Origin of the sequence: Coleofasciculus sp. G2-EDA-02 (assembly GCF_040226375.1) — a bacterium.
Lineage (GTDB): Bacteria > Cyanobacteriota > Cyanobacteriia > Cyanobacteriales > Coleofasciculaceae > Coleofasciculus.
Window position 1 is genome coordinate 1 of record NZ_JAVKEW010000153.1, and the last position, 15,423, is coordinate 15,423.

Here is a 15,423-nt window from a genome sequence, read left to right on the forward strand (position 1 = left end):
ATACTCATTAGCTTCCTTTAGGAGTTTAATCAGTCTTTCTTTCTGCTCTTGAGACAGATGATTTTTAGCTGGCATATCCTGGCGACCGCGCTCTTTACCTTGTCTTTATATTATACAATTAAGCTGCGTAGCAGCTTATTGACGACTTGCAATCCCATCTCACTCGTCCCCAAAAAGTGGCACAAAAGCTGGGAAGTATTCAACTCAATGGTTGGCAATGTCCGAATTGTCCGGGTATTCATATTAGCATTTGTGCAGTGACTTCCGGTAAGTTTTACGAATGTCCTCGCTGTAAAGAATTAACCGTAACCCGTACCAAAAAAACTGTGAAGCAAGCAACAAAAAATAGCACAGGTGAACGATTAGTTATCGACGATTGCCAATGTTGTTCCTATCAAAAACAAACAGCGGAAATTAGTCCTTGCATCCCTTCTTACTCTAGCAGTGGCAGTTATAGCGGCGGTTACAGCGGTGGTTTTGGCGGTGGTGGCTGTAGCGGCGGCGGTGGCGGTGGTTTTGGCGGTGGTTTTGGCGGTGGTTCCAGTGGCGGTGGGTTTTAACCCCTTTGTAGTTGCGCTGTCTTCGCTGTAAACCCCTGCATCACCTACTACCAACCCTTAAATCAGCGCCATTGAGTTAACCACCACGCTCAGATTGTAAAGACTTATGACAACAATCAACATATTGCATAAAACCCAGGAGTCAACAGTGAGTAAAACACAGACGAATCACGTTCAAGAATTTACAGCTTTCCTACATAACCCAATCAACATCAAAATTTTATCGGAGATTGAAATCATGAAACCTTTTGCACGTCAACTCAAACAGATGATTTGGACAATTCCAGTTTGTCTCACTATTTTATCACCGCTTGCTGCACAAGCCTTAACGGTTAAAAAGGTTGCCAGTCCGCCACTCGTTAATAGCAGTTTTGTCACAGAAATGGCAGCAATTTTCAGAGAAGATACCGAAAAACCACTCAATTCAATGAATTCCGACTTAGAGAGGGATGAAATGAATACGGTAGTCGCCAGTAATGCTACATCATTTGAGTCAAAATCCAAGGTCTATAAATCTTCTGGAGAGGGTTTGCTGGCATTACTCCTACTATTAGGCGTACCAACAGTCGTGATTTTTATAATCGCAAATAGTAATAGTAGTTCTTCAAGTCGTCGTTCTTCAAGCCGTCGTTCTTCGAGTAGTAGTTACACGGGCGGCATTTACACAGGCGGTGACTACAGTGGTGGCGACAGTGGCGGTGGCTACAGTGGTGGTAGCGATTGCGGTGGTGGTAGTTTTGGTGGAGGTGACAGTGGTGGCGGTGGCGCTGGCGGTGATTTCTAACCTGATATTGGACAGCGAAATATCACACTACGGATTTCAAGGAAAAGGGAAAGGGGGAATAGGAATTCACCAAAACATCTGTAGAGAATTATAGGGGCATAGTGGGACTACCAATTATCCTAATATACCAATCTATATGTCAAGCTAATGGTAAGCGTTCCCACAGCCGTTCTCGGAAGAATGGGAACAGTAGTTATTCGAGTGGCGGTAGTGATTGTCACAGTGATAGTAGCTGGGATGACAGTAGTTCGAGCAGTGTGATGTTGTATTGCAGCAGTGGCGATAGCGATAGTTACAGTAGCAGTGGTGATAGTTGTAGCAGCGATTTTGGCGGCGGTGATAGTGGCGGTGATAGTGGCGGCGGCGGTGCGGGTGCAGATTTTTGATTAGCTTAATTTGCCGATAGGAGTGTGATTAAATCATGAAAAGTTTAGATGTGAGAATTCCTGAGTCAATGACATCAGAGGTTCTGGAAATAGCCTCGCGAAATTATGCCAACCACAGCCAAAGTTATTCCGCCTCCGAACTCATGCAAGCGGGTTCAGAAGCCCAGATTCCAGCGGAATTTATTCAACAGGCAATTCAAGAGGTTCAGACGCAACAACAACGGCGACAACAGCAGCGGAAAGTTCTGGCTATAGTTGGTGCAAGTATTCTGGCTATTAGTGGAATTTGGAGTATCTGGACATATAACTCATTTTCTCGCCGTGCTTCCCAGGTTGAGGCTCAATGGGCGCAGGTTGAAAATCAACTTCAACGACGGGCTGATTTGATTCCGAATCTGGTTAGAGTCACTCAAGCTTACACCGAACACGAAAAAGAAATCGTGTCTGTGTTGCAGCAATCTCGTCAGGCTTATTTACAAGCTGATACCCCAAAGGAAAAAGCTGCGGCTGTTGAACAAGTGAATGAAGCGATTAACCATTTCCAAGACTATGTTGCCAATAATCCTCAATTACAATCGAGTCAATTATTTACTAACCTTCAGTATGAAATAGCCGGGACAGAAAATCGTCTTGCTGTAGAACGGATGCGTTATAATCAGGCGGTACAATGGTACAATCAAACGATTCAGCAATTTCCTAACTCGGTTTTGGCAAATGGATTGGGGTTTGAAACGCAGCCCTTTTTCCAGGCGACAACCACTGAACCTTAACAAGGGCGATTCTCACGCCTAACCTGATTTGTCTGATAAATTAGGGGATAGGGAGGGCGGGTTTTGCCTGTTCAATTATCACACGCTAGAAAGATTAATCCCTAAACCCGCCCCTACAGGGATGGGAATTTTGTGTCTGATATCAATAACGTCTCTTGCTTTAAATGTTGAATTATTTATTATTGCCGATATAGAACGAGTATGTTATGGTGTTGGTTGATTTGAGCTGAATAGCACTGACGTAAGCGTTTTATAAATCGATGTAATACATCTATAGATTTACGGTCAGCGCTAAAGTGTTTATGGAGAAGACGGCGCAACTACAAGCGCAACTATGAACGCACCTAGCTTATGTCAGTAATATTCGCCTTTATTGCGTGAGTTTATCGCCTTCATGCTATCCTCAAATTACGACCACTTATTTAATACGATTGAAGAGTTAGTGCTGCATCATTCTCCGAGTGGTGCAGAACGAGAAATTGATCAACTGCTAATCAATCGATTGCATGGTTTAGGCGTTGAATCGTGGCAGGATCGAGCCGGGAATATTATTGCTAAAATACCGGGTCAAACCTCTGAGCGCTCAATTGCGATTACCGCCCATAAAGATGAAATTGGCGGTATTGTTAAATCTATAGACGAACAGGGACGGGTGCAAGTCCGCAAACTCGGCGGCTCGTTTCCTTGGGTTTATGGTGAAGGGGTTGTCGATTTATTAGGTGATAATCAAACCCTGAGTGGTATTCTGTCCTTTGGCTCACGTCACGTTTCTCATGAATCTCCCCAAAAAGCGCAACAGGAAACCGCCCCAGTGCGTTGGGAAGAGGTTTGGGTGGAAACTAAATGTACTTTAGCTGAACTTGTCGCCGCCGGGGTGCGATCGGGAACCCGCATGGTTGTGGGTAAACACCGCAAGCGACCCATACGCCTCAAGGATTACATTGCTAGTTATACCTTGGATAACAAAGCCTCTGTCGCAATTCTTTTGAGCCTAGCAGAACAGGTAAAAACTCCAGTTGTGGATACTTATTTAGTGGCGTCGGCGAAGGAAGAAGTTGGCGCAATTGGCGCGTTGTATTTCAGCCAAAATCACTCTCTCGATGCCTTAATTGCCCTAGAAATCTGCCCTCTGTCCTCAGAATACGCGATCGCAGATGGGGAAGCACCCGTGCTGTTGTCTCAGGATGGCTACGGGATTTACGATGAAGGACTCAACTGGGAACTGCGACAGGCGGCGAATGGGATTGGTGTTCCCTTACAGCTTGCCACGATTAGTGGGTTTGGTAGTGATGCGTCTATTGCCATGAAATTTGGTCATGTTGCTCGCGCCGCCTGCTTGAGTTTCCCGACGCAAAACACCCACGGCTATGAGGTGGCTCATTTGGGCGCGATCGCTAACTGCATTTCTTTGCTTGATACGTACTGCCAGACTCAGTTTCAGTGATTATCACAACAGGATGACGGGAAACGACTCCATTTATTAAGATACAGTTAAGATAAAATTTTAAGAGTGAAGATTGTGTAAATATAGGTATTATAGGCTTATTGTAAGCAAGTCGTTCTGTATACTAGATAAAAAGCGAAGGACTTAAAAAGCCGTTAGGGCTGAAAAATCAACAAATTCTTTGAGGCAAGTTTCTTATGTTGCACATCATGCTAGGTAGCTCAATTACTATTTATTTGGTAGTAGCTATGCGCTTATTAAACAAATGGTTGACCTGTTTACAACAAGATAATACATTATCGGAAGACGATAAACTTAGCTGTGGAGTTTGTTTCGTTGTCGCCACTATTACGTGGCCCCTATCTGTACCCTACTCCTATTTAAAATTATTGGAAGGTCAAAAGACTGTTTCCCAAGACTCCTGATCAAGTTGAGTGTGTTTTGAAAAGACGTGGCAAGCCGAAAGTTGGGGGAACGGATTATAAACTAAACATCGCATCAAGCCGCCACTCCCAAACCCGTCAATATCCAAATTCTCATCTAATTTCTTTCAGACCCTTCTGAGAAAATCACTTCAAAATATTGTCGTTTCCAAAAAGCGATACTAGCGCGTTGTGTCATCGTAGCCAAACTCTATCGTTATGGGGACAGAGATCGCCCCCAAAGACTGCCAAAATTGAAAAATAAGTGACCAACGCTTAGAGGAAAATAGAGGAAAATAATATGACGGCTACCTTAAGATCACCTCAATCCATAGAGTCCTGGTTGGGTGAAGAGGCAGACAATCTGTTGACGTACAACGCCAAAGTGGATAAACGTCTGTTACATCTACCCAGTCCGAACTGGGTGGAACGGATTTTTGCCAATAGCGATCGCCCTACCCCAGTGTTGCGTAGCCTTCAGCAGATCTACTCAAGCGGACGCCTAGCCAATACGGGTTATCTATCTATCCTACCTGTAGACCAAGGGATTGAACATTCCGCCGCCGCGTCTTTTGCTCCGAACCCGGTATATTTTGACCCGGAAAACATCATCAAACTTGCCCTCGAAGGCGGTTGTAATGCTGTTGCTACGACGTTAGGGGTTTTGGGCATGGTTTCCCGCAAGTATGCCCACCGCATCCCCTTCATTGCTAAACTGAACCACAATGAAATGCTGACGTATCCGAATCGATATGATCAGCTTATGTTTGCCAGTGTTGAGCAAGCCTGGAACTTAGGCGCCGTAGCTGTTGGTGCTACGATTTACTTTGGGTCCGAGGAATCGAGCCGCCAAATCGAGGAAGTGAGTCGAGCATTTGCCCGCGCCCACGAATTGGGAATGGCAACGATCCTGTGGTGCTATTTACGCAATAGCGTTTTTAAGCAAGATAAAGATTATCATCTTTCTGCTGATCTCACGGGTCAAGCTAATCATCTTGGCGTTACCATTGAAGCCGATATTATTAAGCAGAAACAGCCCGAATGCAACAATGGCTATGGTGCCGTTGCCAAAGCTACAGGCGAGAAATATGGCAGAACGGATGATCGGGTCTACTCTGAACTCACTACTGATCACCCCATTGATCTGACTCGTTATCAAGTTCTAAACTGCTATGCGGGTCGTGCAGGTTTGATTAATTCTGGGGGTTCATCAGGGAAAAATGATTTTGCTCAAGCTGTTCGCACCGCTGTAATTAATAAACGGGCTGGCGGCTGTGGACTGATTTCTGGACGCAAGACATTTCAGCGTCCTTTTGAGGAAGGGGTTAAGTTGTTCCACACGATTCAGGATGTATACTTGTCTAGTGATGTGACTATTGCTTAATCCTGAATTGCATTTAAACCTTGGTCGGGGCGGGTTTAGTTACCTGTTTTGTGAGGGAAGACACGATAATCGTGAAACCCGCCCCTACACAAACGAGGGCGGGAACCTTATCGCTTCATAGCGTCGCTCAAATTCTTTTCGGGTTAAGCGATCGCCATTTTATCGGGGCGGTAGGTTGGACATCGCCTGAGACTGGCGATCTGTATGGGTTTGGGAGTTTTTGACCGCCATAGAACAAGACCTTTTAAGCGTTATTGTTCAGTATATATAAGTGTCTCTGAAGTCCGGAGAGATTCTCATACCTCAATATGCCCAACAAAACCCTGCAAGCCCGTTTAGATCGCTTTATCCACGCTCCCCAAACTGAACTGGCGCTGATCCTGCTCATTCTGCTTTCCGTAATTCTCGTGATTGCGGAAGTCACGCTTGACAGTAAAGATCAACCTTATACTCTTGTCTATCTGACTCAAGAACTACTCACCGGCATCTTTATTATCGAGTTGACAATCCGCTATTTTTCTGCTAAGAAAAAACGCCGTTTCTTCCGCCACTATTGGTTAGACATTATTGCCGTATTGCCCCTATTGCGAGCATTTCGCCTGTTACGGGTTTTGCGCCTCTTACGGCTATTGCGGGTGGGAATCTTGTTAAATCAGAATTTAAACCGTCTTGGCTCTACCTTAGCCACGAGTATTGGTGTCCAGATTGGGGTATTGCTGGTTGTCGGGTTAATTATTTTAGTCGGCGCGATCGCGATTCACTTGCTAGAGGGGTTTAACAATCCTGATTTCGCCTCTGTGAAGGATTCCCTCTGGTGGAGCTTTTTTACCCTTGTATCCGGAGAACCCATCGGCGGCGAACCCCAAACCGATGCGGGACGATTGGTTACACTCATAGTAATCCTGGGTGGCTTAACGATGTTTGCCATGTTTACGGGCGTCGTTTCCGCCGTCATGGTACAACGATTGAGAACAGTGATGGAAATTAAACACTGGGAATTGGACGAACTACGAGATCATATTGTTATCTGTGGCTGGAATCGCAGTGGACATCTGCTGATTGAGCAACTACAAGCTGATCCTATTTTAAAACACCATCCGATTGTGGTGGTTGCTGAATTTATCCAAACACCGGAACGAGAACTCAAACATGTTAATCATTCCCAAATTTATTTCTATACGGGGGATTACACAACAATCGATGTACTCGAAGCGGTAGGAATTTATCATACCTCACGCGCTATTTTGTTGGCGGATGCAACCCATCCTCGCAGCGATCAAGATCGGGATGCACGGACAGTTTTAGCCGCATTAACCATTGAAAAGCTCCATCCAGGTATCTATACCTGCGCTCAACTTCTTGATGGCAAAAATAATGTACAACTGCGAGTAGCGGGCGTGGAAGATGTGATTGTCGCTGATGAATTGGCGAGTCATTTAATGGCTACTTCAGTCCGAAATTGGGGTTCTGTGGATATGTTAGCGGAATTGCTCACCGTGCAGATGGGGAACCAAATCTATAAAATTTCCCTACCCCAGCAATGGAATGGTATTTCATTTTGGAATGCAGCTCAATGGCTAAAAGAGGAGCTAGATAGTATTTTAGTCGCTGTGGAACGGCAAACTGGCGGGCGTCGAGAGACTCTGGTTAATCCACCCAAAGATGAGCAACTAATATCTGGCGATTGCTTGGTTGTGATTGCTCGCCATCAACCCCAAATTGAGAAAGTAGGGGTTTGGTTACCAAACCCCTACTAATAATCAACATCGGGCTGGAATAGGAGCAGGCGTAGAGACAGGGGGAAAGATTTGCATTGATGAATGGGCAACTGATAGCCTAACTCGAGTTCCCACCGGTAATGGTGTATTTAGGGCGGTGCGAGCATGGAGTTCCTTACCAGAGGGGGTTTGTAGACGATACCGATACTCCCTCCCTAAAAAATGGCGATCGCGAATCAAGACGGGTGCATCATTATCGGGTTTGAGAATCACGTTTTCTTCGAGCAGCATTAATTCCCCACAATCAGGAATGGCGTCATTGGGGAATTGGATGTTACCGTGACATTCTCCATTCCCGATTTCAAACGAACCCACCTCTGTTTCCCATAACTGTCCCCGACGACGGGCGGGTAAGAAATTGGCTTGGGTGACGAATTCGGCGACAAAACGAGAGGCTGGATTGGTATAAATTTCTTCGGGGGTTCCCAACTGTTCTAGACATCCGGCACGCATCACTCCTACTTGATCACAGATGGATAGGGCTTCTTCTCTGTCGTGGGTGACAAAAATTGCTGATGTGCCAATCTCTTTGAGGATTGATCGCACGTCTTGGCGCAACCGCAGACGCACTTGTACATCCAGATTACTCAGAGGTTCATCTAAAAGGATTAAACTGGGACGTGGTGCTAACGCCCGGGCGAGGGCGACTCGCTGCTGTTGTCCTCCCGATAGTTCGTGAGGATAGCGTTTCTCTAATCCTGATAATCCTACCAGTGCGATCGCGTCAGCCGTATTTTTCTTGATGGATGTCCGACTCATCCCACTGCGGCGGTTTTTCAAGCCAAAGCCTACATTCTCCGCCACATTCAGGTGAGGGAACAAGGCATAATCTTGAAACACCATACCCGTGTTCCGCTGTTCTGGGGGTATCCAATACCCTGAACCCGCAACCGGGTGTCCAGCCAAGACAACTAGTCCCGACTGAGGACGCTCAAACCCTGCCACTATCCGCAGTAGAGTCGTTTTGCCACAGCCAGACGGACCCAATAACCCCAGTAAATCACCTTGACACAAAGTTAGTGTCACACGATCAACGGCTGGAGTTGTATGTTGATCATAGTGCTTGGTAATGTCCTCTAAATGTAGAATTGCTGCTTGTTCCATAAGAGTGTTTAAGTTTTGACCCTTCACTTCGCCCATAGGGCACGGCGCTTGTGTAGGGGCGGGTTTCACTACTATCGTTTTTGACCTCACAAAAGATGTGACTAAACCCGCCCTGATCGATTTGTATAGGGATTGTATAGGGATTCTTTTCACTACTATCGTTTCTTACCTCCCCCTGCTCCCAGACGCGCTTTTGAAGCGTCTCTACATTGCTCCCCATCTCCCTACTTTTTACGGCTAGGAAGCCGCCAGCAGTCCTCCAGCCAAGAGGCTAGATCTCGGCGTGGTACAGTTAACTGTCTGACCACACTCCACAGTTGAATCGCTGTCACCGGATCATGAATCTCAGCCGTGAGTGGCTGGTTCATCCCGCAGTGACTCGCGATCGAGAGTTCCTGTAAACGGCGGTAAACTTGCCACCGAGCAGCTTGATTAATTTCAATCACTTGACCAGTTTTGGGTTGAAAACTCCAGGAATTCATTTTTTGCTCAAAATGCAATATATTATCATTAATATCTGTTTCCAGACATTAAATTTTTCATGAGAACTGCTATAAGAGGGAGTTTTAGCCAGATTTCACTCCCGTATCTTAGTTTAAGCTAGAGGGGAACCAAATGCTAATCTTTCTCAATTGATTGGCTAAAAGACAATGATGGCGGTATAGTAATCCTCCTCCTCCAAGCAAGCTACATTGTTCATTTCGATAGAATTTAGCCCTAATCGACAATGAACAGGTGGCGTGGCACACCGAAGCAAGATGGATGACGCTTACGCCCGGAAACTGTAGGAGCGTGGCACACCTTATTTAATGAATTAGAATGGGAGCCCGGAAACCGTAGGGGCGCATGGCGTGCGCCCGATTCAATGCATGGCGTGCGCCCGATTCAATGCATGGCGTGCGCCCGATTCAATGCATGGCGTGCGCCCGATTCAATGGTAAAATCGATTCGAGTAATTTAACTGTGTCAAAAGCGACCTGTAGGAGCAAATTTCACAGAAATTTAATATTTATCCCAGTAGATTTCATCAAAACTATACCCAATTGGCAGAGGTTCGGCTGCACAATAGAGAAAGCGAAAGCACCCTGCCTGAAAAAACCCTATATAAAGGCAGATCAATGAACCCGTGAAGCCCTGACAGGGTAAGCTCACATTCTTGTTTAGACTTCGGTCTTAAATGGGAATGTGGGCTTACCTGATTGAAGTAAAATTTGTGGGTCTTCCGTACTTAGTTCTTCAAATATCTGATAACGAGTATATTTTACTACCCCAACTTATTTCCATCAATGCTACCGTTAAGCCTAAAAAAATTGCCCGCGCTTTCCCAAAACTGCGATGTACATTTGGCGGTAAGTCAATTGTGCCAGATGTAGCGGTATTTACCTGGGAAAGAATTCCTCGCCAAGACAATGGTCGTATCGCCAATTTATTTGAAATCGCACCAGATTGGCTCATTGAAATCTTATCACCTGACCAAAGTGCCACGAAAGTCATTAAAAAAATTCTGCGGAGTCTTCAGTATAAAACCCAAATGGGTTGGCTGATTGATCCAGAGGAACAGACGGTATTTGTCTATTTACCGCAGCAACAACCCCAAGTGTTTGACCAACCCCAGGAGTTGCTTCCGGTTCCAGCTTTTGCCCGTGAATTTAAACTCACGTTAGGTGATCTATTTGCCTGGTTATTAGAATAGGAATATAGGAGAGTTTGTCGTCAAAATTTGCCTCGCTTATGGCACTAAAGTGCCTACTACAAACCTTCATATCACATCTTGAATAAGCTTTTCCAAATAGGTTTGAGCTTCATCAGGCGACATCATTAACGCCTTACCTTGACGCAGAATTTCATATTTACCTTTGTGATAACCATGACCTGCAATTAGCCCTAGCTGAACCGCTTGATTTCCTAATTGCGTCAATTTGTTGATACTAATCCCATCTAACTCTTGATTAAGTTTTTGTCTGATAATATCTTCGTCCATCGTTTTCTAAAGGGTAAAGGATAACCAACTCTATACGGTCAAAACCAATCAACAATGAACCTTTTAAATCGATATTCTTGGACCCACATACTGATTAAACGTTGGACTATCCGGTTCAGTATCCACGATTAGCTGACTTTCTGCACCGTCAACTAACAAGCGGACTAAATAGCGTCCTCCTTTCATCCGTTCAACGGGGAAAGAAACCCAAATTACATCGGTCTGACGAGGAGAAGCTTCAAATAGATAAGCGGCGGGTTGATTCGTGTCAATTTCATTGAGGGCTAGCAGGACACGCTGCTTTTTACCTATAGTTAAATTGGATCGTACTCGTACTTCCGCAGACCGTAGATCTTCATCATCAATCTCTTTTTTGGATACCGTAGTTTTGGTAACCGTGGGACGAATTACCAAGGGGGATACATTCGACTGAATACTGGAGACAAAAGTTTGGGGCTGATTAACAGTTTGCATCTGACCCCCATTACCACTTGCCTGACTCGTCCCATTATTTGAGGTGGGTGGCATTACTTTGGCAAGACGATGCACCACCTGGAGACTATGCATCCCCGCCTGTAAAGACTCCGGTGGTATGGAGGAAAGGGGTAATGTAATTTGGGTTTCGGTGATTTCGCTGGGGGTGACTTCGGTTTCCCCAATCCAGACTTGGGTAATATCGCTTTTTAAATGGTTCCCTTGAATTAAGACAGTAGTATCTGCGAGAATGGGTTCTAATCGTCCAGCTTGGGGAATTATCCGATCAATCTTAGGCTGATTGGTAAAGGGAACAATCCCATCCAAGGAACGAGCGCGTACCGGCAGAGGCCTTTTACCTGCTTCTTGCCCTTCGAGCATAATCACCCTAGCCCGATACGCCACCGATAGCAGATAAGTGGTTTGAAAAAAAGCTGACCAGGCTTTGGATAAGTCTTCTAAGGAAAGATCAAGGGGCCACAGGGAGATTTCTTGGATTTGATCCGGTAAGTCAGACTCTAATAAATAGCGATAGGTAGAATCGTTGAGAGTTTGCTGAATCTTCTCTTGTTTCAGGGTACGCCAGTCATTGAGTCCACGCATCACACTACCCATTAACCGTTGGGGTTGTAAGTCGGCGTCATTGCCGTAGAAACTAATCATGTAGTGTAAGTCTAGGGCAGTTTGCGATCGCTTGGCAGCCGGATTCATCCGACTACGGGCTTGGACTTCAGCCTGTTGACGCCAAGTATGGTTGATCTGAACCTGGTAGAGAAAGACATTCACACCAACTTGGGGCGTCGCTGTTCCCACTTCATTGGGTCGTAGTGTGGTCACTGTTGCCCCATTAATATCGTCCTGAATCGCCGTCTGTACGATTCGTTGTAATGTTGCGGTTACAGTAGCAATGGCTAGATGGTTACTCATGATGATGACTCAGACGTTTCCACGGTTGATGGTTGACAGTTGGCATTTAACCTGCTATGGCATTCTTGAAATAACTGACCTGATCCACAGGGACAGGGGCGATCGCTAATACATTGAGCAAATAAGGGATTGAATGAAGGTAGATCATCAAAATAACCGACTGGTGGCTCAGCATCCACAAGAACTTTAGCTCGGTCTAACTGATGGATACACTCAATCAACCGTGACCCTATTTTTACCTGAACAGCGGTTTCTGACAAGGGGAAGGCAAATTGATGGTCATTTTGCAACACTTGGATTCGTTCTAGGATTTCCGGCAAATTCAGTGGCGGACTATTCGTCGCCAGTACAACGGTATTCCCCACATCTAAGGGAAAGAGATAAACCTGGGCAAATACTGCCTGAATCGTCTTCACTTGAATCGGCGGATTTCTGTAACCCAGCGCAGCCGTTCTTCATGTTCTAGGTTTAGAATATCGTCTAATGACCAGTGAAAGTAAAAAGCAATTAAGGCTACCTCTTGGTATAAACGCTCCAAGGGGTAGCCTAAAATTCCCCCGATCGCGCCAATCCTCCCTGATGCTGATTAATGCGATTAAAAAAGTTCTGCACGTAGATCAAGTCTACTAAGAAAAGTTGTTCTAGTAGTTTTGGTGTAACCGGAGAAAGGTTTCCAATACGGGTTATGACTCTAGACAAAATGACCAAAATTCGGTAATAAGGGTCTTGCTGAACCTGGCTATCTTTGTGAACTAAAATCTCATCTTTGCCTGTAACCAGGCGCATGATCCCATGGTGATGAATACCACCATTTGCATCAACTAAACCTTTGGGTAGAGTAAATTCAAAATATGTATAGTCCATAGTTATTGGTCATTTGTTATTTGTTATTTGTTATTTGTTATTTGTCATTGGTCTTTTGTCTTTTGTCTTTTTACCGGATTCTTTTACTCCCCTCTCCCCATTCCCCCCTTTCAAAGGGGGGTTAGGGGGGATGGAGAGGGGCTGGGGGTGAGGGGTTGAGCTTAAGTGGACATGGATTCACATCAACAACTAGAGAAACAGGGCGAGTTTAGTCACATTGAGGTGCAACCGAAAAGATAGTAGTAAAACCCGCCCCTACAGAGGATTGGGTAGCCCTTTACTTAACCACCTGTGTCAAAACCTGTTTTTTGAGATTTATTGCTGACAAAAAAATGAATTTTATCTCACTCAGAATCAGATACAATTGATACAGATTGTGCCGATAAACTAGACGTTTGTTCTACTTCAGTATCAGGTTCTAATTCGTTAATTTTACGATAAAATTGCTGTAGATAATTGAGATCACAGGCAAATAAATTTTCAATTACCGTAGGAGTGACTTCATCTAAAGCCCCCAAACGCAGAATAACTCGCGATAAAATAATCACGGTGGCATAAGCGGGATTGGATTTCACACGCGGATCACGCATGGGAACGATTTCATCAATCGCCCGTGCTAATCGCATCACACCCTTGCGGTGTAAGTTTCCCTCCCCATCTAGATATCCTTTGGGAAGATCAAATTCAAACTCGGTTTGAATCATGCACCTGGTTTAATCCGTCTTAACTGTTCAACTGTCACCTCGACTTCTTCTATTTGATAATCATCTCCTTTGACACTCAAATCAGAAATTTTATAGCTAACGGGCCATGCGCCTTTAAATTCAAATCGAAACTGCTCCTCGGATGCAGTATTATAGATAACTAACGCACCATTACGCCGTTGATCTTCCCAATTCGCTCCTTCTTGAACAGAATTTAGCCAATTCCACAGGGTCATGGAAATATTTAAGCCTCGTTTCAAGGTGAGATTTGTATAGGTGATATTACCAGGAACCTTTGTGCGAACCACTCGCCCTCTAGAATTCCCGCTTTTACCCCACTTCTGCGGCGTTACTTCGCAGACTTCAACGACATCCTGAGTTGCTTTAAAGCCTGCACATTCCTCAAACAGACCATCGACAGAATCATTACTCCCATCTAGGATTAACTCTAGAAAATAGCGCGATCGCGTCAGAATTTCAACTTCTGCCACTGTTCACCTCCTTTGCTTTTGTCTCTCCTGTCCTCCGGAAACAAATAAAACACTGCCAGGTGTTTTCCAAAGAAACACCTAGGCAGTTTATTCAAGAAACTGGATTGAGAATTGTGGCAATACTCACATCACACGTCTGCTCGTACCATTTTCGTGAATCGAATCTCCATCGTATCTTTAGCCATTTCTCCCGGCTTACTAACATCTAATTGACTGGTTTGGGTGAGGTTGCTGGGGAAGCAATCGATGAAATCGTACTGACACCCAATATTTCCATTCATATCGTAAATAAACAGTGATGCTGTTTTTCGGTTTTTCCTCGACTCTGTAGCTCCACCGGAGAACGAGCTCGCGTGGCATTTCTTATACCAATCGGTTATTTTCTGTTGATCTCCCTCGTTACCTGCCACATATTCGAGTTTAAGAGCAGAACCATACTCGACTGCACCCGGGGTAGCTTGGGTTTGGGTTTTCCCATCTCTGCCGCAGCCGATGGCTCCGCTTCCTGCTGCCACTTTCATTTCAATCGCAGGAATCGTACATTTTTCGACAACTATCTCCATTCCATCACAATCAAAAAAGAAAGCAGCGTTTGTGTTATATTCAATATCTGCCATGGTTCAACTCCCAGATAATTCAGTTCATTAAATAGCTGATGATCAAATCCCTCAAATGTCCTACATCACGCGGGTGCAATTTTCGCACACTATTGTCCAGGTTTCTTTGAGATAATCTTTGCCGTTGACATCTAATTCGGAAAGGCTCATTTTCGAGGGCCACGCTTCTTGGAAGTCCCATTGAGCTATAATTGCATCATCATGACTGTAGGCAAAGATACTTCCTGTTTTTTTGTTTTCACCCCATTTTCCTTCACCGCCATCGGAGGGAGGGAGGCAAGCTTTGAACCATTTCCACATGACTACACTAGAACTGGTTGGACTTGGACTAGAAAGGCAGACTAAATCAAACGTGACCACTTCCTCAAAGCCAGCCGAGTTAATCTGCCGCTCTGATTTGCCACCTTTCATTGAACCGACCACGGCGGATTCACCCGCTAGTTTCGGCTTGTACTCAGGAACTTTCACACTTTGAAATGAAATTTCACCCAAACCATCAATATCACAGGAAAAACTACTAGGGGCAAGACCTTTTAGTTCGACAGCCATATCTTTATCTCCTTACTCTCAAGTTAATAGTTAACCTTGACGATACATAAGTTAACACATTGACAAAACTATCAAGCCATAATCAGACACTTTAGCATTTAGAGATTTCTGTTATAGCATGAATTTTCGTTCATAGCGATTACAAAATGTCAAGGTCTGTGAGTTGCTGTTAAGCGTTCGATGA

Annotated in this window: 20 protein-coding genes; 9 read left to right on the plus strand and 11 right to left on the minus strand. The window is 44.9% G+C overall.

The window, feature by feature from the left end:
* Nucleotides 1–146 precede the first annotated feature (146 nt).
* The 8 genes from RLO19_RS18320 (at nt 147) to RLO19_RS18355 (ending at nt 7,507) form a co-directional block, all read left to right on the plus strand.
* Nucleotides 147–560: a hypothetical protein gene (locus RLO19_RS18320; RefSeq protein WP_446358698.1), complete on the plus strand. Its 414-nt coding sequence runs from the start codon at nt 147–149 to the stop codon at nt 558–560.
* A 238-nt stretch (nt 561–798) separates the two neighbouring features.
* Nucleotides 799–1,344, plus strand: coding sequence for a hypothetical protein (locus RLO19_RS18325; RefSeq protein ID WP_446358700.1), 546 nt, complete (start codon nt 799–801; stop codon nt 1,342–1,344).
* Between the two features lie 101 nt (nt 1,345–1,445).
* A complete protein-coding gene (locus RLO19_RS18330) occupies nt 1,446–1,730 on the plus strand; it encodes a hypothetical protein (protein ID WP_446358702.1) in 285 nt (94 codons plus the stop codon).
* A gap of 35 nt (nt 1,731–1,765) precedes the next feature.
* Entirely contained in the window at nt 1,766–2,500 is a 735-nt protein-coding gene (locus RLO19_RS18335; RefSeq protein WP_446358704.1) for a LemA family protein, read from the plus strand.
* A gap of 394 nt (nt 2,501–2,894) precedes the next feature.
* The gene (locus tag RLO19_RS18340) at nt 2,895–3,944 is read left to right on the plus strand and encodes a M42 family metallopeptidase (RefSeq protein ID WP_446358706.1); all 1,050 of its coding nucleotides are present in this window, start codon (nt 2,895–2,897) and stop codon (nt 3,942–3,944) included.
* 723 nt (nt 3,945–4,667) lie between these two features.
* A complete protein-coding gene (locus tag RLO19_RS18345; RefSeq protein WP_446358708.1) occupies nt 4,668–5,750 on the plus strand; it encodes a class I fructose-bisphosphate aldolase in 1,083 nt (360 codons plus the stop codon).
* 71 nt (nt 5,751–5,821) lie between these two features.
* The gene (locus tag RLO19_RS18350; RefSeq protein WP_446358710.1) at nt 5,822–5,974 is read left to right on the plus strand and encodes a hypothetical protein; all 153 of its coding nucleotides are present in this window, start codon (nt 5,822–5,824) and stop codon (nt 5,972–5,974) included.
* A gap of 84 nt (nt 5,975–6,058) precedes the next feature.
* Nucleotides 6,059–7,507 carry a potassium channel family protein gene (locus RLO19_RS18355; RefSeq protein WP_446358712.1) on the plus strand — a complete coding sequence of 483 codons (1,449 nt, stop codon included), beginning with the start codon at nt 6,059–6,061 and terminating at the stop codon, nt 7,505–7,507.
* Between the two features lie 3 nt (nt 7,508–7,510).
* On the opposite strand, the gene RLO19_RS18360 is transcribed toward RLO19_RS18355, so the two are convergent.
* Nucleotides 7,511–8,632, minus strand: a complete 1,122-nt coding sequence (locus RLO19_RS18360) for an ABC transporter ATP-binding protein (protein ID WP_446358713.1) — start codon at nt 8,630–8,632, stop codon at nt 7,511–7,513.
* A 224-nt stretch (nt 8,633–8,856) separates the two neighbouring features.
* The gene (locus RLO19_RS18365) at nt 8,857–9,114 is read right to left on the minus strand and encodes an Asr1405/Asl0597 family protein (protein ID WP_446358715.1); all 258 of its coding nucleotides are present in this window, start codon (nt 9,112–9,114) and stop codon (nt 8,857–8,859) included.
* A gap of 758 nt (nt 9,115–9,872) precedes the next feature.
* On the opposite strand from RLO19_RS18365, the gene RLO19_RS18370 reads away from it, so the two are divergent.
* Nucleotides 9,873–10,325 (plus strand): Uma2 family endonuclease, encoded by a 453-nt coding sequence (locus RLO19_RS18370; RefSeq protein WP_446358857.1) that lies wholly within the window; start codon nt 9,873–9,875, stop codon nt 10,323–10,325.
* 66 nt (nt 10,326–10,391) lie between these two features.
* Here the strand turns inward: RLO19_RS18370 and RLO19_RS18375 are convergent, their stop codons facing one another.
* From RLO19_RS18375 to RLO19_RS18415, 9 genes are all read right to left on the minus strand, one after another.
* A complete protein-coding gene (locus tag RLO19_RS18375) occupies nt 10,392–10,613 on the minus strand; it encodes a hypothetical protein (RefSeq protein WP_446358717.1) in 222 nt (73 codons plus the stop codon).
* Between the two features lie 63 nt (nt 10,614–10,676).
* Nucleotides 10,677–12,014, minus strand: coding sequence for a DUF4255 domain-containing protein (locus RLO19_RS18380; RefSeq protein WP_446358718.1), 1,338 nt, complete (start codon nt 12,012–12,014; stop codon nt 10,677–10,679).
* The gene (locus RLO19_RS18385; protein WP_446358720.1) at nt 12,011–12,430 is read right to left on the minus strand and encodes an SEC-C metal-binding domain-containing protein; all 420 of its coding nucleotides are present in this window, start codon (nt 12,428–12,430) and stop codon (nt 12,011–12,013) included. Before RLO19_RS18385 ends, RLO19_RS18380 begins: the two co-directional genes overlap by 4 nt.
* On the minus strand, nt 12,427–12,552 hold the full coding sequence (locus tag RLO19_RS18390) for a DUF6760 family protein (RefSeq protein WP_446358722.1): 126 nt from the start codon (nt 12,550–12,552) through the stop codon (nt 12,427–12,429). Before RLO19_RS18390 ends, RLO19_RS18385 begins: the two co-directional genes overlap by 4 nt.
* A gap of 8 nt (nt 12,553–12,560) precedes the next feature.
* Nucleotides 12,561–12,878 carry a hypothetical protein gene (locus tag RLO19_RS18395; RefSeq protein ID WP_446358724.1) on the minus strand — a complete coding sequence of 106 codons (318 nt, stop codon included), beginning with the start codon at nt 12,876–12,878 and terminating at the stop codon, nt 12,561–12,563.
* Between the two features lie 344 nt (nt 12,879–13,222).
* Nucleotides 13,223–13,582: a hypothetical protein gene (locus RLO19_RS18400; RefSeq protein ID WP_446358726.1), complete on the minus strand. Its 360-nt coding sequence runs from the start codon at nt 13,580–13,582 to the stop codon at nt 13,223–13,225.
* Nucleotides 13,579–14,073, minus strand: coding sequence for a phage tail protein (locus tag RLO19_RS18405; protein WP_446358728.1), 495 nt, complete (start codon nt 14,071–14,073; stop codon nt 13,579–13,581). The genes RLO19_RS18400 and RLO19_RS18405 overlap by 4 nt, the downstream gene beginning before the upstream one ends.
* Before the next feature lie 128 nt (nt 14,074–14,201).
* Nucleotides 14,202–14,690 (minus strand): phage tail protein, encoded by a 489-nt coding sequence (locus tag RLO19_RS18410; protein ID WP_446358730.1) that lies wholly within the window; start codon nt 14,688–14,690, stop codon nt 14,202–14,204.
* 60 nt (nt 14,691–14,750) lie between these two features.
* On the minus strand, nt 14,751–15,239 hold the full coding sequence (locus RLO19_RS18415) for a phage tail protein (RefSeq protein WP_446358733.1): 489 nt from the start codon (nt 15,237–15,239) through the stop codon (nt 14,751–14,753).
* Nucleotides 15,240–15,423: the final 184 nt, after the last annotated feature.

Excerpts from the sequence above, each read along its gene's own strand:
- RLO19_RS18325 (WP_446358700.1), top strand. The coding sequence starts at position 799 with ATGAAACCTTTTGCACGTCAACTCAAACAGATGATTTGGACAATTCCA.
- RLO19_RS18335 (WP_446358704.1), top strand. The coding sequence starts at position 1,766 with ATGAAAAGTTTAGATGTGAGAATTCCTGAGTCAATGACATCAGAGGTT.
- RLO19_RS18340 (WP_446358706.1), top strand. The coding sequence starts at position 2,895 with ATGCTATCCTCAAATTACGACCACTTATTTAATACGATTGAAGAGTTA.
- RLO19_RS18345 (WP_446358708.1), top strand. The coding sequence starts at position 4,668 with ATGACGGCTACCTTAAGATCACCTCAATCCATAGAGTCCTGGTTGGGT.
- RLO19_RS18355 (WP_446358712.1), top strand. The coding sequence starts at position 6,059 with ATGCCCAACAAAACCCTGCAAGCCCGTTTAGATCGCTTTATCCACGCT.
- RLO19_RS18360 (WP_446358713.1), bottom strand. The coding sequence starts at position 8,632 with ATGGAACAAGCAGCAATTCTACATTTAGAGGACATTACCAAGCACTAT.
- RLO19_RS18365 (WP_446358715.1), bottom strand. The coding sequence starts at position 9,114 with ATGAATTCCTGGAGTTTTCAACCCAAAACTGGTCAAGTGATTGAAATT.
- RLO19_RS18375 (WP_446358717.1), bottom strand. The coding sequence starts at position 10,613 with ATGGACGAAGATATTATCAGACAAAAACTTAATCAAGAGTTAGATGGG.
- RLO19_RS18380 (WP_446358718.1), bottom strand. The coding sequence starts at position 12,014 with ATGAGTAACCATCTAGCCATTGCTACTGTAACCGCAACATTACAACGA.
- RLO19_RS18395 (WP_446358724.1), bottom strand. The coding sequence starts at position 12,878 with ATGGACTATACATATTTTGAATTTACTCTACCCAAAGGTTTAGTTGAT.
- RLO19_RS18400 (WP_446358726.1), bottom strand. The coding sequence starts at position 13,582 with ATGATTCAAACCGAGTTTGAATTTGATCTTCCCAAAGGATATCTAGAT.
- RLO19_RS18410 (WP_446358730.1), bottom strand. The coding sequence starts at position 14,690 with ATGGCAGATATTGAATATAACACAAACGCTGCTTTCTTTTTTGATTGT.
- RLO19_RS18415 (WP_446358733.1), bottom strand. The coding sequence starts at position 15,239 with ATGGCTGTCGAACTAAAAGGTCTTGCCCCTAGTAGTTTTTCCTGTGAT.